Raw genomic sequence first — 19,296 nt, 5'->3', positions numbered from 1 at the left:
CATGGAGCGGATTCCATACAATGCTTGGAGCATGAGTAGCTTAATTAACACTACCGGGTCAATACTAGGTCTTCCTGTATTTTCGCTATATAGGTCTTTTACTTCATCATAAATGAAATTAAAGTCGATGCTTTCTTCTACTGCCCTAAGGAGATGGTCTTGAGGTACTAAGCTATCGATGCTTACTAATTCTACCTGCTCTATTATTTCTCGATTTTTCTTCGTTAACATTTCATCGCCCCACAATATTTTTGTATCTTCTTTAATTTTACTAAAAAGCTGATGATTTTTGTACTAGCTTTTGCAAAAAAAGACTGTCGACAGTTACTTTGTCGACAGTCTGAACACCCCATAAAATATGGGGTGTTATTATTTGGCGCCATATTTGACTGCGTGACAACCCATATAGTATAATATAAGTTGTCACTATACGGAAGGGGTGGGGATAGGATGATCCGATTTGAAAATGTCACTAAAAAGTACGGGGATACCGAGATAATCAAGGGAATAAGTCTGGAGATAAAAGACAGCGAATTTGTCGTATTAATAGGACCCAGCGGCTGCGGGAAGACCACCTGTTTAAAGATGATAAACAGATTGATCGAGCCCACTTCCGGTAGAATCTATATAAATGACAAAGACATATCCGAAATGGATGTCATTGAACTCCGGCGGAATATCGGATATGTCATTCAGCAAATAGGTCTTTTCCCTCATATGACGGTGAGGCAGAATATAGAATTGGTACCGCTGCTCAAAAAATGGCCCAGGGAAAAGAGGGCCGAAAGGGTAAAGGAACTTTTGGATCTCGTAGGCATGCCGCCGGAAAAGTTTATGGACAGGTACCCGACGGAGCTGTCGGGCGGCCAAAAACAGAGGATAGGTGTCGCCCGGGCTTTAGCCGCAGACCCGGATATTATTTTAATGGATGAACCTTTCAGCGCTATCGACCCCATTGCGCGAACCCAGCTGCAGGATGAGCTTTACGAGTTACAGCAAAAACTTCACAAAACCATCGTTTTCGTAACCCATGATATAGACGAAGCATTAAAACTGGCCGATAGGATCTGTATAATGAAGGAAGGTACGGTGGTGCAGTTTGACACACCCGAAGCAATATTGAGAAACCCTGCCGATGATTTTGTGGAAAATCTTATAGGCAAAAAACGCATATGGAAACAACCCGAATACGTAACGGCAGGAGATATAATGATCACCAACCCTGTTAAAGCCTTACCTTCCAGAACTCTGGCGCAGGCTGTCGAGATCATGAGTGAGAGCGGTGTTGATAGTATTCTCGTGGTTGATAAGGAGAACCGGCTTCTGGGTATAGTTACAGCCGAAGACATAAGATCCCATAGGGATAAAGCTAAAAAGTTGGAGGAAATTTATACCAGTAATGTTTTCACAGTCAAACCCGATGTTTCGATTTTAAACGTGTTGAGGCTGATGTCACAGAAAAATATAGGTTATGTCCCCGTAGTTGATGAAAATAACGTACTCAAGGGCTTGATAACCCGAAGCACCCTTGTGAATTTATTGGGTGGGAATTAAAGGAATAGAGAGGGGTGAAATTAAGATGCCGGTAGCAGAATATATAAACTTCATGCTCGAAAGAATGGACGATATTATAGTTTTGACCGGACAGCACATTCAACTGTCTTTTATCGCTATTGTGGTTGCCATAGCCATAGGGGTACCGCTGGGCATTCTGATGACAAGGTTCCCATCAATTTCGTCTTTTATCCTGGGATTGGCCAACGCGGTTCAGGCGATACCGAGCCTGGCATTTCTGGGATTCCTGGTGCCGATTTTTGGAATCGGATCGACTCCCTCGATAGTCATGGTCTCCGCATATGCTTTGCTGCCGATTGTAAAGAACACTTATACGGGCCTCACCGGTATAGATAAAGCCATCGTTGAGGCCGGCTTGGGTATGGGCATGACCGAACAGCAGTTGATGACTATGGTGCGGATACCTATGGCTTTACCCGTTATCATGGCAGGTGTCAGAATTGCAGTCGTAATGGCCGTGGGTTTCACCACTTTGGCGGCATTGATTGGTGCGGGCGGCCTCGGCCAGCTTATATACAGAGGAATATCTATGGTCAATAACCGTATGATCGTGGCAGGTGCCGTGCCGGCGATGATTTTAGCCCTGGCGATAGATAAAATTTTCTCTTTTTTGGAAAAAGCGGTCACCCCAAGGGGGATAAGATAAAACTTGATAAATTTATATAAATGAGTGGGGAGGCGATTTTATGAAGAGAAATTTACTGATGGGAATTTCGGCTGTTTTAATTACGGTTTTGATCGCATCTTGCGGTTTGGGTGGCGGAGCGAGACGGGGGGCTACCGGCGATACCATCGTAGTTGGGTCAAAGAATTTTACCGAACAGATCATCGTCGGTAATATGGTGGCTGATTTGATCGAAGCCCATACCGACCTTAAGGTAGTGAGGAAAATGAATCTCGGCGGCACCAGCGTATGTTTTGAAGCACTAAAAAGGAGCGGTGCCAATAACGGAATAGATGTTTATGTTGAGTACACCGGAACGGGTCTGGTAAATATCCTCGGGATGGAAGCAACCACCGATCCCGACAAGGCTTATGAAACGGTCGCGAAAGAATTCAAAGACAGATGGAATATAGTTTGGCTGGAGCCCTTGGGCTTTAACAACACTTTTACACTGGCTGTTAAGGAAGATTTTGCAAGAGAACATAAAATTGAAACCTTTTCGGACCTGCAGAAGATTAGCGATCAGCTGGTACTTGGGGGCACAATGGAATTTATGGAAAGACCCGACGGTTACCCGGGATTAAAAGAAAAATACGATTTTAAATTTAAGGACACAAAATCAATGGATATAGGGTTAAGATACACTGCAATAACTACCGGTGATGTTCAAGTGATCGATGCTTTTGCCACCGACGGTCTACTGGTCCGCCACAATCTAAAAATACTTCAAGACGATAAACATTTCTTTCCTCCCTATTACGCTGCACCGGTTATCAGGCAGGATGTTCTGGAAAAATATCCCCAATTGAAAGATATTCTTAACCAACTGGCCAGCCAGATTTCCGACGAAGAAATGCAGAAGTTAAATTACCTGGTCGATGGAGAAGGTAAGGAGGCGGCAGAAGTAGCAAAGGAATTTTTAAAAGAAAAAGGATTGATTTAAAGAAAGCATTGACAGGACAAAAAATCCATGTTAATATTTTTATCAACAAAAGTGAATAAATAAAACTCTTATCGAGAGCAGGTGGAGGGACTGGCCCGATGAAACCCGGCAACCGGCAGCCTAATTTTTCCGGCTGCAGCGGTGCTAATTCCAGCAGAACGTTAAGTTCTGGCAGATAAGAGGATTTTCAACCCTCTTCGCGCTGTCAGAAGGGGGTTTTTTATTTTCATTTTGGGAAAGGAGGGTCTTCATTGATTCGCATCAGAAATCTGACAAAAGTTTACCGCTCGGCTTCGGGGAATGTCAGGGCGCTGGACAACGTCAACCTGGACATAGAAAAAGGCGATATTTTCGGTGTTATAGGCCTCAGCGGCGCCGGCAAGAGCACCCTCCTGCGCTGCATCAACATGCTCGAAAAGCCCACGTCCGGCTCCATAGAGATAGACGGCGTTGAGATGACCAGGCTTTCTCCCAACGAATTAAAGGAAATGCGGAAGAAAATCGGAATGATATTCCAGCATTTTAACCTGCTGTCATCCAGGACGGTCCGGGGCAATGTGGCCTTCCCCCTGGAGATTGCGGGCCTTGACAGGGAGACGATCAACAAAAAGGTGGAAAATCTTTTAAAACTGGTGGGCCTTTCCGACAAGGCGGAAAGTTACCCCTCCCAGCTATCGGGCGGTCAAAAACAGCGGGTGGGCATAGCCCGGGCCCTGGCCAACGATCCAAAGGTCCTGCTGTGCGACGAGGCGACTTCGGCCCTGGACCCGGAGACGACTCTATCCATTTTGAACCTTTTGAAAGATATCAACAGGCAGCTGGGAATCACCATAGTGCTGATAACTCACGAGATGAACGTCATCAAACAAATCTGCAACAAAGTGGCGGTAATCGAAAAAAGCCGGGTGGTGGAACAGGGACCCCTACTCGAAATATTTTCAAACCCCACGACGGAAATCGCCCGCAACTTCCTGAAATCCGTAACTTTATCGCAGCTTCCCGAAGAGCTGAAAGACAGGATCACGAACCTGAACCACGGGCATCTGGAAGATAAGATTGTCAAAATCAGCTTTTTCGGGGAAATCACCGCGCAGCCCGTCATATCCGATATCGTAAGAAAATTTGACGTAGACGCCAACATACTCTACGGAAATATCGACCACATCCAGGGTACCCCCTGCGGCACTCTCGTGGTGGAGCTGCGGGGAAATAACGGCGGAACAGGTGAAGCTCTGGAATATTTGAAGAAGCTGGGGCTTAATGTGGAGGTGGTTGAAAATGTCTGAAACCCTTAATCTGCTGCTTTTAGCCACCTGGCAGACCGTATACATGGTTGCGGTGTCGGTGCTCATAGCAGCGGTCTTCGGGGTACCGCTGGGCGTCCTGCTGATGGTGACCGGCAGGGGCCAGATACTGCAAAACGACCTTTTGAACAAAGTTCTGGGCACTGTCGTGAACGTCCTTCGCTCCGTGCCTTTCATAATACTTCTGATAGTACTTATACCCTTCACGCGATGGCTGGTAGGAAAGGCCATCGGGACCACCGCAGCCATCGTTCCCCTTTCGGCGGCGGCCATCCCCTTCATGGGCAGGCTCACCGAAACGGCATTGAGAGAGGTAGACCGCGGCGTCATTGAAGCGGCCCAGGCTATGGGGGCTTCACCCCTTCAGATCATAACCAGGGTGCTGATCCCCGAAGCCCTGCCTTCAATAGCCGCGGGGATTACCATAACCACCATAAATCTGGTGGGATATTCCGCCATGGCAGGCGTCATAGGAGGTGGTGGACTGGGAGACCTGGCCGTCAGATACGGGTATCAGCGTTTCATGCTCGATATCATGCTTTACACCGTAGCAATTCTGGTTGTTATGGTGCAGCTGATCCAGGTCGCGGGAGATTTATGTGTAAGACGGCTGTCAAAAAACCGGTAAATCCTATATTTTTCAAAAAGGGAGGCGATTGGCGTGAAAAAGATTTTAGCAACGGTTTTAATACTGGGCCTCATAGCAGCCCTGGCGGCGGGATGCGGTGCGAAACAAGGGACCGCTCCCGGCGGACAGTCCCAGAGTCAAGGGGGCGATGCAAAAACCACAATTAAAGTAGGTGCTACACCGGTGCCTCATGCTGAGATTCTAAATGTCGTAAAACCCCTTCTCGAAAAAGAGGGGATTACCCTGGAGATCGTGGAGTTTACGGATTATGTGCAGCCCAACCTCAAGCTGGCTGAAAAAGAGCTCGACGCAAACTTCTTCCAGCACATTCCGTATCTTGAGGACTTCTCAAAAGAACATAACCTGGATTTAACTTATATTGCTAAAGTGCATATAGAGCCCATGGGAATATACTCGCAGAAGATTAAAAACCTTAGCGAGTTAAAAGAAGGAGCTACCATCGCCATACCCAACGACGCCACCAACGGCGGGAGAGCTTTGCTGCTCCTGCAGTCGGCCGGAGTAATAAAGTTAAGGCCAGATGCCGGCATCAAAGCCACGGTAGCCGACATCGTCGAAAATCCTAAAAACATCAAGATCTCCGAACTCGAAGCCGCCACTCTTCCGAGGGTACTGCCGGATGTGGATGCGGCGGTGATAAACACCAACTACGCCCTGGAGGCAGGACTCGTGCCCACTAAAGACGCACTCTTTATCGAATCGGCGGATTCCCCCTATGTCAACATACTGGCTGTCCGCAGGGGCGATGAGTCAAGGCCCGAGCTCAAAAAGTTGGCCGAAGCCCTGAATTCGCCGGAAGTCAAAAAATTTATCGATGAGAAGTATCAGGGCGCCGTCGTGCCAGCTTTTTAAGCGGGGGTGATATTATTGTCAGTACCTAGCGGGCCCTTCGGCGTTATCGCCGGCACGCCGGTAGATACAGAGATGGGAGTCGATTTTATAAGAAAAAGGGGGTTTGAAGCGGTAGGGAAACCTCTCGCTTCAAGCCCCGAAGAACAAAACATTCTGCAGTATCAAAAAGCTGATGCTCTTACTCGAAAAGTGATCGCCATCATAGGCGATTTCCAAAAGTTAAACATAAGAAAGGTAATGATTTACTGCAATTCCCTTTCGGCGGCAATAGACCTGGAACTTGTAAGGCAGAAGTGTTCGGGTACAAATATTGTAACACCGCTTCAAGTATACCGCAACCTGGCGTCAAGGTACAGGAGGCTGATGATCTGGGCTGCCAACGGCCGGTGCCTGGAGACCATCGAAAAAATCCTTTACGAGAATAACCCGGCGATTCAGATCATCGGCGTTAGCCTGCTCCCGGTAATCAATGCAATTGAAAACCTTGATCGCCCGGAAGCCATCGTTGATAAATTCAACCTTGCCGGTCTGGTCCTGAAAGGCTTCAACCCGGAGGGGCTGGTGCTGGGCTGCACCCATCTACCCTATTTGAGAGAAAAGCTTGAAGAAGAATTGAGCGTACCCGTCATCGACCCGGCGGAGGGAATGCTGTGGGACCCGGTTTTTGCAGATTAAAGACACTTCAGCATCAATTTCACCAGGGCGGCTTCCCGGGTATCCGTGCCCGTAGATATGGCACCAGCCTCCAGGGCCTTCCTGCCGACTTCGTATAGTGTGAGATCCACCCCTTCGAAGGGCACCTGGGTGGTGACGGCAACGGTAATACCCGAATCGATGAGCTCCCGGATGGCGGGCAGCAGGTTGCGCGGGTGCCGGAAGGTCACGCCGCCTGCCCCGAAGCTCTCGATCAGTACCGAATGGTATCCCTTTTCTTTTGCCAGCAGCAGAACTTCGGGCTCGATACCCGGGTACAGCTTGACGAGAAGCACCCTCGGGTCCGGCTGGCCGCAGAGGACCACCGGCCTGCCGGCGGCTGCTTCCCGGCTCACTCCGGCCTTTTGGGCCAGGACATCCCACACCTGCGAAATACGTCTTCCTTCGGCGGCCAGGGCCTCCTGGTCCCATTCGACGCCGCCCCCCGCTACCCTGCCGGCGAGAGGGGCGTTGACACTGTGGAAAGCGTCGAAGCTTCTGGACTTCATTTTGGCAGCCCTGTCGCCGAATATTATCCTGCCGTCGAACACCACGAAAACTCCGGGTCTGCCGGAGGCGGCCACCCTGAAGCTGTCCATTAAATTTTTTCCGGCGTCGCTGTTTTCCTCGCCTATGGACTTCTGGGCGCCGGTCAGCACCACCGGTTTTTTCAGGTATGTAAGCATGTATGTGAGGGCAGCTGAAGTATAGGCCATGGTATCGGTACCGTGGGAGACTACTACGCCGTCGAATTCAGAAAGTATTCTTTCGACTTCCCGGGCGATGGTTACCCAGTCTTCGGGCTGCATGTTGGAGCTGTCTATGTTCATTATCAGCCTGCCCTCAATATCGGCCAGTTCTGAAAGGCCCGGCACCAGCTCCAGCATTTCTTTTTCGGTGAAGGCGGGCCTCAGACCCTCGGGGCCGGGGACCGATGCGATGGTACCACCCGTGGCAAGAAACGCTATCTTTTTCTTCTGTCCGTTCAAGGGCGATTACCTCCTTCTTGTTATTTTATTATACCGTAATTAAGCCGCCGGATGTAACCGGCGGCCCTTCTTTTCACTGAAAGACTTTATTTATACATGATAACAGCAAAGGCACCGTTTAGCGAGACCGTCATCGCGGCACAGGCCAAACGTAGACTAATTATTTCCCTGGAAGGTCTCCCTGTCCAGCTCGCCCATCATGCTCGCCACGGTGACCATACCCACGGTGTCTCCGGTAACGTTGAGCATGGTGTTGGGCATGTCGATAAGTCTGTATATACCGGCTATCCAGGGTATGATGGTCATAGGCAGCCCCATGATGTTCATGAGAACCGAAGCCATCATTACAGCCCCGCCGGGCACCCCTGCCACACCGGCGGCCATTACCACGCCCAGCACGATTATCGAGAGAAGAGACGCCGGAGCAAGATCCAGGCCGAAAATCTGAGCCGCGAACAGAGCGTAAATGGGCATTTCAGCCGCCACTGCGTGCATGTTAATGGTGGCCGCAGGAGGCGCGATCAGGTTCACTATATCCTCGGGAACTCCGGCGCGCTTTTTGGTGGACTCCATGGTGACCGGCAGCGTGGCGCTGGAGGAGCAGGTGGAGAAAGCCACCACCATGGCCGGGAAGATGTTCCTGAAGTGCTGTATCGGGTTGACCCTGGCGAAAACGGTCAGGATCATCGGATATACTACAAACAGTATCGTGGCGTATGCCACGTACTGAGTCACCAGCATTTTTGCGAGAGCACCCAGGACGATGGTCCCCGCCGTGCCGGTGATGTTGGCCATCAATGCGAATACGCCGTAGGGGGCGAATTCCATAATGTAGCCCACCATCTTCATCATCAGCTCATCGCCGGATTTGAAGAAGTTCCTCAGGAACCGGCCCGAATCGGTCTCTCCCAGGGCTGCTGCGGTTAGGCCGCAGAAGATGGAGAACACTATTACCTGAATCATGTTAAAGTTGGTAAAGGCCGCTGCCACGTTATCGGGAATCCAGTTGATGAACGACTGCAGAAGATTGACCTCACCGGCGTTTTCCGCGGCTTTTTCTGCCAGCTTGACGCCTACACCGGGCTTGAATATCGCGGCCCACACCAGGCCCACGGCAGCTGCGGCCAGCGAAGACAGGACCCAGTAAACGAGGAATAGGCCACCTATCCTCTTGAGCCTGGACAGGTCTATGACGCTGGACGCCCCGGCGGCGATGGAGAAGAACACCAGCGGCAGGATCACCATTTTAAGGAGCCTTAAGAAAATGGTGCCTATCGGATCCAGCACCGTTATGCCGGGTCCCACAATATAACCTATGAGTGCGCCGAGTACCATGGCAATGAGGATCTTGTTTGCAAGGCTTATCCTGCCGTACCAGGACTTAAAACCCATGATGAAAACCCCCTTTCATTTTCAATATGCTATTAATATATTCCTGCATAATTATTATAGCATAAATTGAGGATATTTTCATATAATACGCATGAATTATGTAATATTTGCACAACTTTTTCTCAAAGGAGTTTTTCGAATTTAGAGAGCGCCGGTAGGGATAATAAAAAAAATCATAGACGCCGCAGGAGCGGGTTAAAAATTGCCCGCTCCCGTTTCCGGATCTATGACGCTTATTGGGTCGATGGGGCGATTGAGAAACCTCTCCCCCACTTCTATAAATTTTGCCGGATTGTCGCTCACAAAATAGCGGTAAGTTGCGGGACCACCTCCGGTTCTCGCCAGTGATTTCTCCCGGAGTATGCGGGTCACCTCCCTGGCCGTCTCCAGGGCGGAATCCACCAGAAAAACTCGATCGCCCATCACCTTTTTCAAAGTGGGTTTCAAAAGAGGGTAGTGGGTGCAGGCCAGCACCAGCGTATCTATACCCTCTTTTTTTAACGGCTCCAGGTAAGTGCGGGCTGCAAAAACTGCGGCTTCGTTGTCCAGCCATCCCTCTTCCACCAGAGGTACGAACATGGGGCAGGCCCGGGAAAAAATCTTTATGCCGCTGTTGAGGCTCCGAATCGCTTTTATGTACGCCCCGCTGTTGATGGTCCGTTCGGTGCCTATAACTCCCACGACGCCGTTAACCGTAGCGTTTACTGCCGCCCTAGCGCCGGGCTCGATTACCCCCACCACCGGCACCGGCACGGCCCGCTGGAGACCCTCAAGGCAGGTAGCGCTCACCGTGTTGCAGGCGATAACTATCATCTTCACAGCCTGCTTCATGAGAAAATTGACGCCCTCGAAAGCAAATCGGGTTATGGTCTCCTTTGACTTGGAGCCGTATGGAACCCTCACCGTATCTCCGAAATACACCAGGTTCTCGCCGGGCAAATGGTTCATTATTTCCCTCGCTACGGTAAGACCCCCGATGCCGGAATCGAAAATTCCTATGGGCCTTTCGTTTGTATCCATCGTTTCCACCCCTTTGCCTGCCTATTAATAATATATTTACAGTCTACACCAAACCAAAGGTGATTACAACGGCGAAAGCTCCCATAAAGAGTCCTCGGTGGTCACGTAAAGGCTAAGCCGGGCCTGTGCGAGGCAGGTTATTTTTTCCCCTTCGAGGTATGTCTTCGTTTCCTGCCCGCCGGGGTCCAGCGCAAAGAGACCGGAATCGGTACCTATAAATACCGCATCCCTGCAGGCAAAGGGCGGAATGGTGGGAGCAGCGCCCATTTCTTTTTCCCATTTCAACTTCCCGTCGTTAGAGTCCAGGACCAGAACCCTGCCGCCTAAGGTTACGGTTATCATGCTGTCTCCGAAAAAGGCCGGCGGCGTTATTTCCTCCGCAAACTTTTTCTTCCAGAGGATTTGCCCGGTCAGGGCGTTTAAAGCGTACAGGCCCGCATCCCGGGTGACCGCAAACACTCTGCCCTCGAAGACTGCCGGCGGGTCCTTGACCGGTCCGGCGGTCCTGGCTTTCCAGTAAGGTAAACCCTTCTCGTCCAGGCAGTAAACGTGCCGGTCGTAAGAGCCGAAATAAACCAGGTCGTAGGCCGCGGCCGGGGGCGAACATGCGGCGCTGCCGGTCCTGTAGCGCCAGAGCGTCTCTCCCCTTCCGTCGATGGCGTAAATTGAGCCGCCGGTCGAAGCCGCGTATATAACGCCCCGGTGTACGGCCACCGGTGACGGGAAGACATCCAGGTCTATCCTCTTTTGCGTTTTGCCGGAATGGGTGTCGACCACAACCAGCTCGCCGGCGGGAATTAGAATATAGTCGGGGGTCACCGTAGCACAGGACAGGGGCGAAAAATCTTCATTCCGCCAAAGCACTTTTCTTGCGTGCAAATCGAAAGCCTCAAGGTATGATCCGGTGGCGACATAAAGCACATTCCTACGGGCGTTTAGCCCTACCGGTTCCCGTATTTTTCTCATTTTGGAGACTTTTAGATTACTTGACAGAGGGACGGGGACGTAACCGGTGTGGCAAAAATCCCTCTGGTACGTGCCCCACTCGCCGACACCGCCTTTTTCGATTTCGTTGAAAATCTTAAAAAACCTTTCGCCGGCGATACCGCTGGGTTTATCTTTAAAATAGCGCTGGAACAACCGGACCGCATACTCGGTCTCCGGCCCGAAGACGCCGTCCACTCTGCCCCGGTAAAGGCCCATCCACTTCAGAACCTGCTGCAGCCGCCTCACATCGGTACCCCTGATATAAGGCTTCTGCTTTTTCAGTTCCCTGCTGCCCAGGGCGACCGGAGGCAGCTTCACGCTATCACCACCTTCCGGCCGGATAACGTATGTCCGGCCTTTCTCGCAATTTTACTCCCATAATCTTAACTTATTCATTTAATAATAATTTGGTGAAAAATAGAAAACCAGGGTTTTATATTAAAATTAAAACCCTGGTTGTGCGCCTTGCTGCGGGAGTCCGTCATTGGGGATTGTTTCTGGCGTAGTCTTCCATGAGCATCCTCTCGGCACGCTCTATGGCAAGCCTCACCAGATTGCCGCAGTCTCTGGAAGACACGCTGCCCCAACCCTCTCTCGCGACGATATCCGCCACCCCCAGTTCTTTTGCAAGTTCGTACTTGAGGGCCTCCGACATTACGCCGCGTCGACGGGACATGGAACTCCCTCCTTAAATTTTTTACGCACACTATTATAGTACATTTTAACACAAAAATTTATGTTGCAAAAAATCAAGCATTAAATCCATATTTTTCTATTTAGATCAGCCTCTCTATCTCAGAGAGGCTGGAAAAGTTTTCACCCTACCTGCTCGGCTCCGCGGTAATACTCGATTTCCACGCTTTCCCGGTCGGCCAGCACTTTTATGAAGCCGGCCTCCGGATCTTCGGTGCCCTGCAGGTGGCAGCCTTCGGCCTTTAAAGCCTTGGCGTATTCTATTACTTCCCCGGTGATGCGCTCGCCCGGGCATATTATGGGTATACCCGGCGGGTAGGCCATCAGCATTTCAGCGCTTATCTCGCCCTCGGACTCCTCCAGAGGCACCACCTTCTTGTCGCTGTAGAAGGCGAACCTGGGCGAAACCACCAGCTCCTGGTTTTCCGGCAGGCTGGCTGCTATTTTGATGACGTTCTTCCGCCCGTATTTTTGAGCTATGTCCCTCACGGCGTCGACGAGGGCTGCGAGGCTCTCATCGCTGTCGCCTATGGCGCCCACCGCCAGTACGTTGTAAAGGTCCGACAGCTCTACCTGAATGTGGTATTCGTACTTCAATATCTTCTCGACTTCAAATCCGGAAAGCCCCAGCTCGCGCACGTTTATGGCCAGCTTGGTGGGATCGTAGGCGAAGCACCCTTCGGTGCCTTCCACTTCCCTTCCTACTACGTAAATCCCTTCGATCCGGTTCATCTCCCGCCGGGCCTCTTCGCAGAGCTTAATGGTCCTGTCCAGCATTTCCCTGCCTCGGAGGGCGATCTGCTTGCGGGCCACGTCCAGCGAAGCCATCAGCGGGTAGGAAGGACTGGTAGTCTGGGTCAGGTTCATGGCAGCCTTCACCCTCTTATCGTCGACCAGCCTGCTCTTTACCAGCAGTATGGAGCTCTGGGTCATGGAGCCCACCAGTTTATGGACGCTGGCAGCGCTCATGTCGGCCCCGGCTTCCATGGCCGAAAGCGGTAGATCGGGGTGGAAGGCGAAGTGGGCCCCGTGGGCCTCGTCCACTATCACGGGCTTACCGAAGGAGTGTGCGATTTCGACGATTTCCCTGAGGTTTGAGGCGACCCCGTAATAGGTAGGATTTATCACAAAAACGGCTTTGGCGTTGGGGTGTTCCACCAGAGCGCGCCTCACGCTTTCGGGCGTTATACCCATTGCTATGCCGAGGTAGTCGTCGATAACCGGCTTTATATAAACTGGCCTCGCACCGCTGAGTATCAGACCTCCCACCACCGAACGGTGAGCGTTGCGCGGGATTATTATCTCATCGCCGGGCCCGGCCACCGATAGTATCATGGCCTGAATGCCCGAAGTGGTGCCGTTTACCAGGAAGTGGGCGTGATCGGCCCCGAAAGCGTCGGCAGCCAGTTCTTCCGCCCTTTTGATGACACCTAACGGATTGCACACGTTGTCCAGTTCCAGGATACCTGCGGTGACGTCGATGGCCAGGATATTGTCTCCCACAAATTCCCTGAATTCGGGTATTCCCCTGCCGCCCTTGTGTCCGGGTACATGGAAGGATATGGTCCTGTCCTGCACGTATTTTTTTAGGGCGGTAAAAAGCGGCGTTTCCTGCTGCTCTTCTCTTTTCACTGCAGTCACACTCCCTTCAATAATCGAACATACTAATTAAAGCACAGAATCCGCTGAAATTCAATAAGAAAAGCAGAACAAAATGTTAATTTTATGTTAAGATATGGAGAAAAAATGAACAATCCTTTTAAAAACCGAATTATACACATCATATCGGGTATAACCGGGAATACTGAGGTTATACGCCGGATAAATGGCTTTAACGGGTACAGGTACCCTGCTGCGATGGATGCCGGCCGGCATAAGAAAAAGCCCGCGGCTCTGGGCCGGGGCCCGGTTTTATGACAGCCAAAGGCGCTTTTCAGCGAAACCGCCGCTTAATTGTTTAGAGCGAGCTTGAAATTTTGCTGGATGCTGTTCCAGGCGACCTGGAACCACTCCACTATTTTGAACCTCACCACTACCCGCTCGTGTTCCGGATTTTGGGTGTTATCTATGGCTGCCATTTCTTTACGATTTTGGATGTTATCTATGGCTTGCTCGCTTTCTCGATCTTGTTTTTTTTCTATGGCCGGCTTGTATTCCCGTTTTTGGGTGTTATCTATGGTTTTCTTGTCTTTCCGACTTTGGGTGTAATCTATGGTTGGTTTGTCTTCCAGATTTCGGGTGTTATCTATGGCCGGCTTGTCTTTCCGGTTATGGGTGTTATCTACGGCCGCCATTTCTTCCTGCGTCAAAACGCTGCCCAGTTTAATCTTCGCCTCTTCTCTGGCGACCGCGTGGGTTATATCTACGAAGCAAAGCGGCGGAAACAGCACACACCACCAGTTCCTGCCTTCCCCTTTTCCTATTATAATGCGCAGGGCCTCGTATTCGCCCGCCGGCAGCGTAATAAATCCGTAAGTCTTCACGGGAAACGGAAACCTGCCGAAAAGCGCCCTGACGCTGTAGTCCTTTCCGCTCTTTTTAATCTCCCGCCTTGCGATTTCCTCTATATCCGTCAGGTGAGCTTTAATATACTCCCTGCTGACGTCGATATCCTCGACTTTCGCGAGGTCTTTCTCAAGGGCTTTTATCACCGCATCCCTGACCCTGAGCTTCAGTTCCTGGTCTTCCGGGGAATCGCCGTTGGCCACGACGTGCAGCCTGATAATCTTCGACGAGATATCTTCCACATCTATCCCGGAAACCGTTTTTTCCCCGTCCAATCTACCTCCGGCGATTCCCGAACCGCCTATAATAGCAGCGAACATGGCGAGAAGAATTATAGCGGTTGATGCTATAACAGTTTTCCTGAAGAGCCCCATGTTTCCTCCCCCTTATGGTTAATTTCGTCATTCATCTAGATTATTCCCCTATTTGGAAGCACCTATTCCTCTTATCTTAACTTTTGTTTCAACATTTATCTCGGCGTCGGGGAAAATGTTTTCCCAGTCCTTTTTGTATTCTTCCCATACATCAGGCTTGTACTTGGAAAGGTACTCGCCGAATCCCAGCAAATCCACCTGGTATTCCTCCTGCAGCTTTCGTATACTTGCTAAGACCATGTGGTTTATCCTGTCCTCCAACATTTTTTCTATTATCTTTAACATTTCCGGGGCGAGCTGTATCTGCTCCGGTGTCTCCACAATCTCGCCCTTTACTTCCAGCTTTACCCTGAATTTGGGGTAATCGCCCGCCTCCAGCAGTTCCATAGCGGCTTTATTGTGAGTAACCGTGAAGACAACCGGGTATTTGTAGCCCGGGATGTCAATCATAATATCGGCTCCGCTGATTTCTCCCAGGACAAAGTTGGCGCCCAGGGTCTCGTTTTCCTCCAGCCATCCCACCAGCTTGTATTTTTTTATGACCGCCGCCCCGCCTATCTTAACGTCCGTCTTCCCCGGCGTCAGCCGCGGCAGGAGGACGTTACCATTCATGGAATGGACCTGCTTCATGAATTCGTCCACGTCTGTCTCAATGAACCTGGCGCATATGTCCCGGTTTTCGAAAATGTTGGCGATGTAGAGAGCCAGCAGCACCTCGATCTCGTTTTTGATGGTCAGGGCATCTTTAGCCTTCCCCCTGACGACTATGACCCTGCCTCGCCGGTTGATCTCGGTGTTTCTCTCCAGGAAGTTTACGACTTCCTCAATACCGTCCCTTGCCAGTTCTTCGCCTATAAGTATGACTCTGGTGTGCTCGAAAAACAACCGCCGGCTGAGGCGCATGGCCGCCTGGCGGGCGGCGGCGTGGATGGAATCCGTTACGGTACTTATGACAACTATCGTGGAACCTCCGCCGCCTCCCTGACCACCTCCCTGGCCGCCCGCAATCTTCCTCACTATCGGAAAAGTGAAGGTGACCAGCATCTGTTCCCCGTCTTCAGCCCTGTCGACACCTATATTGCCCACAAAAAACCGCTTGTCGATATCGACCATGTCCCAGCACCCGATGGTATAAAAAACGGATAATACGGCGACGGTTATTAAAAATATTTTTTTTAATTTCATTTTGATTTCCCCCACCTTGCCTTCACGGAACCTGCTATCAGCAGGATAAAGGGTATTATGAGACCGAAAACAACGGCGAGATTCCCGGCGAATTTGAGCCAGTTTTCCAGCTCCAGCACGTTCTGCGGCATCATGGAAAGAAAGTAGATCCACGGAAACAGCAGTGGCGCGAAAATTTTGAACTCCTTCGCCTTGAAAAGGTTTGCAAAAGTAATCGTAGCGGAAAAGTAATAGGCGCTTAACGTGGTAAATACCATTATAACCCATACGATTATGATGGGGGCTTCGATCCTCTCCAGAACGCCTCCCGGAACGGTTATGCTTCTTAAAACGGCGAAGGTCGGCCACAGCAGCCTTCTGGTCTCGTCGACTCCCAGCATGGAAACTACAATCACGACTAAATAGATGTAGAAAGCCGTAACGATGCCGATGGATACCGCTGCAATTTTGTAAACGTGCCTGGTGGTCTTCAGACCCTGGCCGGCTACCATTAACACCTCGAAACCGGCCATGCTGATAGCTGCACTTACGGACCCAAAAAGTATTTTGTCAGGAGGCGTCCTGAAAGAGGGAAGGAGTTCCGAAAAATCAACCTTGTTAAGGGTTAAGATAAGAGCGACTATCGCCGTTATGAACCAGATGGGAAAATTTATGACCATGAACCTTACCATGGGTTCCAAACCGTGGCGGATCAGATAAAACGAAAGTAAAAGCAGGGTTATTATGACGAACTCCCGCGGCGTCGTCTCCAGTACGAAGTTTTTCATTACTTCGGCGAAGTTCCTCAGCACTACGGCGCAGACGAGGACGAAATAAAAGGCGTATAAGGCTCCTGCCAGAAAACCTGCAGGCCTCCCCAGGACGAAAGAGGTATATTCGGTGAAGGTCTTGCCGTTGAATCGGGTTATAACGGCAGCTATTATCAACGCTGCTATGAAGGCAAAGACGCCTCCCAGTATAACCAGTATCCAGCAGTCGGGGCCTGCGGTCTTTGCTACATCCCTCGGCAGAATCGTGAGGCTGACGCCCAAGATCGCGTTTATGACAAGGGCCATGGCCTGTCCCGTGGAAATCCTATCGTCGTCCATCAGCATTTTCGTCACCACCTCTGCCCTCCTGGTCCTGCCTCAGATCCCGCATCCTCTCCCGGTCCAGAGGTTTTGTGTAATCGGGCCTCTCTTTGATCGAGGGTAACGGAGGCCTTACGAAGATATCCCAGGCCTTTTTCATTTTAAAGGAGACCAGGGGTGAGAGATAATTTGAACCGAAACTCTTGAGCGTAACCAGGTGGATGGTTAAGCCCAGATATCCCAGAATTAAGCCGTACAGGCCGGCCACCGAAGCCAAAAAAAGAAATATGAATGCCAGCAAACGGAATGCCACCGCCAAACTGAAGTTCGGTATCGCAAAGGATGATATGGCGTTTATAGCTATCAATATTACCATTATGGGGCTCACTATGCCCGCCCTGACGGCAGCTTCTCCGACGACGAGACCTCCCACGATACCTATCGTCTGGCCGATGGGGCCTGGCAACCTTATGCCCGCCTCCCTCAGCACTTCCAGTGCAAGCATCATGATAAGGGCTTCCACGGTAGTGGTAAAGGGCACGCCCTCCCTGGTGGCACCTATGGACAGGGCCAGGTCGGTGGGCAGCATGCCCGGGTGAAAGGAGATCATCGCCACGTAAAGGGCCGGTGCTGTAGCGGCAAGAAAAGCCGCAGTCATGCGAAGTATCCTAATAAGTGAGGCTATATACCACCTCTCGTAGTAATCTTCGGGGGACTGGAAGAGGCTGTAAAAGGTAGTGGGTGCTATCAATGCAAAGGGGGTATTATCGCATATAATGAGTACGTTGCCTTCCATCAGGGACGCCGCCGCCACGTCGGGCCTTTCCGTCCTTCTGAACTGGGGAAAAAACGAAAGCCAGTTGTCCTCTATCATCTGTTCGATATAACCGCTCTCCAGCACTCCGGAAGTGTCTATCGAGTTGAGCCTCTTCAGGACTTCCTCGACAATGGAGGGATTTGCAATCCCTTTGATGTAAAGAACGCCGACATCGGTCCTGGTGTGCCTCCCTAGCCTTATGGTCTGGACTTTGAGATTCGGATCCTTTATCCTGCGGCGCACCAAGGCAACGTTTACGCGATAGGTCTCGGTGAAACCTTCCCGCGGGCCCCTTATCACGGCTTCCGTAGCGGGCTCCTGAACCGATCTTTTTTCCCAGCCCCTGGTGTTCAAAATAAGACCCCGGTCCAGTTTATCGATAAAAAGGGCGGTGTCGCCCGACAGCACCGCCAGCACCGCTTCCCCGAAATTGTCTATTTCCCTGACTTCGGCCACCGTTAGCAGGCCGTCCTTGACAAGCTGAAAAAACTTGTCCCCAACGCTGTATTCCAGTGGGACCTGTCTGGCAAAGAGCATGAGCGACTTCATGATTTCCTCGTGTACGAGCCTCTTGTCGACGAGCCCGTCGATGTTGAAGAGGGCCATCCTGTGCTTGGGCCCGCCGGGGTTCCCTACGACGAATTCCCTGGATATAAGGTCGTCGCAGTCCGCCAGGTACTCGTTAAAAATCCTTATATTTTCGTCTATGTCTTTATACAGCTTCCTGCTCCTGTCGGGAGCCATGTCCCTTTCATAGAAAATCTCGGTTTTCCGCCTGTGAAAAAGCGTATCGAATATCTTTCCCATGCCACGGTATCCTCCCGTCGTACATCGAAAACCCTATTTGGTAAATATAAAAAGTGCCAGGCTGCCTATTATGTAAAGGATTCCTGCCGCTTTTACCAGAACGGCCTCCGTCCTCAAGTTCTTTTCTGCCATGCTGGAGGAATCTAAAAAAATTAAAAAGAGGCCGCTCACGATAAAGACTATAGCGGTGGTTGGAGTGAGAGCATCCTTAACGTGTTCGAGAACGGCGGTTAATATCTGCAATTCCCATACCCCTCTTGCTTGAAATTTCCCGCTCTTGCTTTTTATTTTCCGCAGAATACAACTTTTTATTCTCCGCAGCCCGGTCAGGCAGCCAAAAAGGAAAAGCGCATGAAAAAAAGGCGTCGTATCATTGTCGCGAGCGAAGGCGACATATGTAAGCGTGGAATCTCGCCGCCGACCCAGGATTCGATAAACAGAAATAGAGTAGGAGGGGGCGGCTAACCCCCGTCCTCTCACACCACCGGACATGCGGGTCCGCATCCGGCGGTTCACCAAGCTTGACGAAGAGTTTGGTAGCGTTCGGTTAAGCTCAGCAGGCCCTGGGTTTGCCAGTAGGCGTTGCCCAGGGCTCTATTCATTGGCCCGTGGGCCATCCGCCACGGCCCTTTACGAGCGTTGGCGAGTTCATTTACTGCCCACTCTGGTAGCCCCAGTGCACGCAGCTCGCGGTATCTTGTCCGTACCCGCTTCCACTGCTTCCAGAGGCACATACGCAGCCTCCTCCGCATCCAGCCTTCCAGGTCCTTGAATACG

21 protein-coding genes and 1 riboswitch are annotated in these 19,296 nt (G+C 51.0%); of the genes, 8 read left to right on the top strand and 13 right to left on the bottom strand.

Annotated features, from left to right (window positions below):
- Positions 1-231 (bottom strand): transposase (locus LZ11_RS12560; RefSeq protein WP_222927233.1); only part of this gene is annotated, 231 nt, incomplete at its 3' end.
- A 219-nt stretch (positions 232-450) separates the two neighbouring features.
- Here LZ11_RS12560 and LZ11_RS10795 point away from each other — a divergent pair.
- The 7 genes from LZ11_RS10795 to LZ11_RS10765 all read left to right on the top strand — a co-directional run bounded on the left by LZ11_RS10795 (position 451) and on the right by LZ11_RS10765 (position 6,662).
- Positions 451-1,554, top strand: a complete 1,104-nt coding sequence (locus LZ11_RS10795) for a betaine/proline/choline family ABC transporter ATP-binding protein (protein ID WP_148867888.1) — start codon at positions 451-453, stop codon at positions 1,552-1,554.
- 25 nt (positions 1,555-1,579) lie between these two features.
- Positions 1,580-2,221, top strand: coding sequence for an ABC transporter permease (locus LZ11_RS10790; RefSeq protein ID WP_148867887.1), 642 nt, complete (start codon positions 1,580-1,582; stop codon positions 2,219-2,221).
- 40 nt (positions 2,222-2,261) lie between these two features.
- Complete coding sequence (locus LZ11_RS10785; RefSeq protein ID WP_148867886.1) at positions 2,262-3,182, top strand: glycine betaine ABC transporter substrate-binding protein; 921 nt, start codon at positions 2,262-2,264, stop codon at positions 3,180-3,182.
- Positions 3,183-3,247: 65 nt separating this feature from the next.
- A riboswitch (SAM riboswitch) is annotated at positions 3,248-3,364 on the top strand.
- 69 nt (positions 3,365-3,433) lie between these two features.
- Complete coding sequence (locus LZ11_RS10780; protein WP_148867885.1) at positions 3,434-4,468, top strand: methionine ABC transporter ATP-binding protein; 1,035 nt, start codon at positions 3,434-3,436, stop codon at positions 4,466-4,468.
- A complete protein-coding gene (locus tag LZ11_RS10775; RefSeq protein WP_148867884.1) occupies positions 4,461-5,114 on the top strand; it encodes a methionine ABC transporter permease in 654 nt (217 codons plus the stop codon). The genes LZ11_RS10780 and LZ11_RS10775 overlap by 8 nt, the downstream gene beginning before the upstream one ends.
- Positions 5,115-5,147: 33 nt before the next feature.
- The gene (locus LZ11_RS10770; protein ID WP_148867883.1) at positions 5,148-5,987 is read left to right on the top strand and encodes a MetQ/NlpA family ABC transporter substrate-binding protein; all 840 of its coding nucleotides are present in this window, start codon (positions 5,148-5,150) and stop codon (positions 5,985-5,987) included.
- Positions 5,988-6,059: 72 nt separating this feature from the next.
- A complete protein-coding gene (locus LZ11_RS10765) occupies positions 6,060-6,662 on the top strand; it encodes an aspartate/glutamate racemase family protein (RefSeq protein WP_148867889.1) in 603 nt (200 codons plus the stop codon).
- Here LZ11_RS10765 and LZ11_RS10760 read toward each other — a convergent pair.
- From LZ11_RS10760 to LZ11_RS10735, 6 genes are all read right to left on the bottom strand, one after another.
- A complete protein-coding gene (locus LZ11_RS10760; RefSeq protein WP_148867882.1) occupies positions 6,659-7,669 on the bottom strand; it encodes an asparaginase in 1,011 nt (336 codons plus the stop codon). The genes LZ11_RS10765 and LZ11_RS10760 overlap by 4 nt on opposite strands.
- Before the next feature lie 156 nt (positions 7,670-7,825).
- Positions 7,826-9,061, bottom strand: a complete 1,236-nt coding sequence (locus LZ11_RS10755; RefSeq protein ID WP_148867881.1) for a dicarboxylate/amino acid:cation symporter — start codon at positions 9,059-9,061, stop codon at positions 7,826-7,828.
- Positions 9,062-9,256: 195 nt separating this feature from the next.
- Positions 9,257-10,081, bottom strand: coding sequence for a glutamate racemase (gene murI, locus LZ11_RS10750; protein ID WP_148867880.1), 825 nt, complete (start codon positions 10,079-10,081; stop codon positions 9,257-9,259).
- A 63-nt stretch (positions 10,082-10,144) separates the two neighbouring features.
- The gene (locus LZ11_RS10745) at positions 10,145-11,386 is read right to left on the bottom strand and encodes an outer membrane protein assembly factor BamB family protein (RefSeq protein ID WP_148867879.1); all 1,242 of its coding nucleotides are present in this window, start codon (positions 11,384-11,386) and stop codon (positions 10,145-10,147) included.
- A 163-nt stretch (positions 11,387-11,549) separates the two neighbouring features.
- Positions 11,550-11,744: a small, acid-soluble spore protein, alpha/beta type gene (locus tag LZ11_RS10740; protein ID WP_148867878.1), complete on the bottom strand. Its 195-nt coding sequence runs from the start codon at positions 11,742-11,744 to the stop codon at positions 11,550-11,552.
- 140 nt (positions 11,745-11,884) lie between these two features.
- Positions 11,885-13,393 (bottom strand): aminotransferase class I/II-fold pyridoxal phosphate-dependent enzyme, encoded by a 1,509-nt coding sequence (locus tag LZ11_RS10735; protein ID WP_148867877.1) that lies wholly within the window; start codon positions 13,391-13,393, stop codon positions 11,885-11,887.
- A gap of 114 nt (positions 13,394-13,507) precedes the next feature.
- On the opposite strand from LZ11_RS10735, the gene LZ11_RS12555 reads away from it, so the two are divergent.
- Positions 13,508-13,678, top strand: a complete 171-nt coding sequence (locus LZ11_RS12555; RefSeq protein WP_222927251.1) for a hypothetical protein — start codon at positions 13,508-13,510, stop codon at positions 13,676-13,678.
- 32 nt (positions 13,679-13,710) lie between these two features.
- Here LZ11_RS12555 and spoIIR read toward each other — a convergent pair whose 3' ends face one another.
- The 6 genes from spoIIR to LZ11_RS13060 all read right to left on the bottom strand — a co-directional run.
- Positions 13,711-14,640 carry a stage II sporulation protein R gene (spoIIR, locus tag LZ11_RS10730; protein WP_148867876.1) on the bottom strand — a complete coding sequence of 310 codons (930 nt, stop codon included), beginning with the start codon at positions 14,638-14,640 and terminating at the stop codon, positions 13,711-13,713.
- 48 nt (positions 14,641-14,688) lie between these two features.
- Positions 14,689-15,825, bottom strand: a complete 1,137-nt coding sequence (locus tag LZ11_RS10725; RefSeq protein WP_148867875.1) for a Ger(x)C family spore germination protein — start codon at positions 15,823-15,825, stop codon at positions 14,689-14,691.
- Complete coding sequence (locus LZ11_RS10720; protein ID WP_246110804.1) at positions 15,822-16,919, bottom strand: GerAB/ArcD/ProY family transporter; 1,098 nt, start codon at positions 16,917-16,919, stop codon at positions 15,822-15,824. Before LZ11_RS10720 ends, LZ11_RS10725 begins: the two co-directional genes overlap by 4 nt.
- Positions 16,900-18,519 carry a spore germination protein gene (locus LZ11_RS10715; RefSeq protein ID WP_148867873.1) on the bottom strand — a complete coding sequence of 540 codons (1,620 nt, stop codon included), beginning with the start codon at positions 18,517-18,519 and terminating at the stop codon, positions 16,900-16,902. Before LZ11_RS10715 ends, LZ11_RS10720 begins: the two co-directional genes overlap by 20 nt.
- A 33-nt stretch (positions 18,520-18,552) precedes the next feature.
- On the bottom strand, positions 18,553-18,762 hold the full coding sequence (locus LZ11_RS10710) for a CLC_0170 family protein (protein WP_148867872.1): 210 nt from the start codon (positions 18,760-18,762) through the stop codon (positions 18,553-18,555).
- Between the two features lie 269 nt (positions 18,763-19,031).
- A partial coding sequence (locus tag LZ11_RS13060) for a group II intron maturase-specific domain-containing protein (RefSeq protein ID WP_342782615.1) occupies positions 19,032-19,296 on the bottom strand: 265 nt, incomplete at its 5' end.

Origin of the sequence: Thermosediminibacter litoriperuensis, assembly GCF_008124715.1 — a bacterium.
GTDB classification, from domain to species: domain Bacteria; phylum Bacillota; class Thermosediminibacteria; order Thermosediminibacterales; family Thermosediminibacteraceae; genus Thermosediminibacter; species Thermosediminibacter litoriperuensis.
Note: the sequence above shows the minus strand (reverse complement) of the source record. Positions and strands in the feature narration are given on the sequence as shown.

Excerpts from the sequence above, each read along its gene's own strand:
- LZ11_RS10795 (WP_148867888.1), top strand. The coding sequence starts at position 451 with ATGATCCGATTTGAAAATGTCACTAAAAAGTACGGGGATACCGAGATA.
- LZ11_RS10790 (WP_148867887.1), top strand. The coding sequence starts at position 1,580 with ATGCCGGTAGCAGAATATATAAACTTCATGCTCGAAAGAATGGACGAT.
- LZ11_RS10785 (WP_148867886.1), top strand. The coding sequence starts at position 2,262 with ATGAAGAGAAATTTACTGATGGGAATTTCGGCTGTTTTAATTACGGTT.
- LZ11_RS10775 (WP_148867884.1), top strand. The coding sequence starts at position 4,461 with ATGTCTGAAACCCTTAATCTGCTGCTTTTAGCCACCTGGCAGACCGTA.
- LZ11_RS10765 (WP_148867889.1), top strand. The coding sequence starts at position 6,060 with ATGGGAGTCGATTTTATAAGAAAAAGGGGGTTTGAAGCGGTAGGGAAA.
- LZ11_RS10755 (WP_148867881.1), bottom strand. The coding sequence starts at position 9,061 with ATGGGTTTTAAGTCCTGGTACGGCAGGATAAGCCTTGCAAACAAGATC.
- murI (WP_148867880.1), bottom strand. The coding sequence starts at position 10,081 with ATGGATACAAACGAAAGGCCCATAGGAATTTTCGATTCCGGCATCGGG.
- LZ11_RS10740 (WP_148867878.1), bottom strand. The coding sequence starts at position 11,744 with ATGTCCCGTCGACGCGGCGTAATGTCGGAGGCCCTCAAGTACGAACTT.
- LZ11_RS12555 (WP_222927251.1), top strand. The coding sequence starts at position 13,508 with ATGAACAATCCTTTTAAAAACCGAATTATACACATCATATCGGGTATA.
- spoIIR (WP_148867876.1), bottom strand. The coding sequence starts at position 14,640 with ATGGGGCTCTTCAGGAAAACTGTTATAGCATCAACCGCTATAATTCTT.
- LZ11_RS10725 (WP_148867875.1), bottom strand. The coding sequence starts at position 15,825 with ATGAAATTAAAAAAAATATTTTTAATAACCGTCGCCGTATTATCCGTT.
- LZ11_RS10720 (WP_246110804.1), bottom strand. The coding sequence starts at position 16,919 with ATGCTGATGGACGACGATAGGATTTCCACGGGACAGGCCATGGCCCTT.
- LZ11_RS10715 (WP_148867873.1), bottom strand. The coding sequence starts at position 18,519 with ATGGGAAAGATATTCGATACGCTTTTTCACAGGCGGAAAACCGAGATT.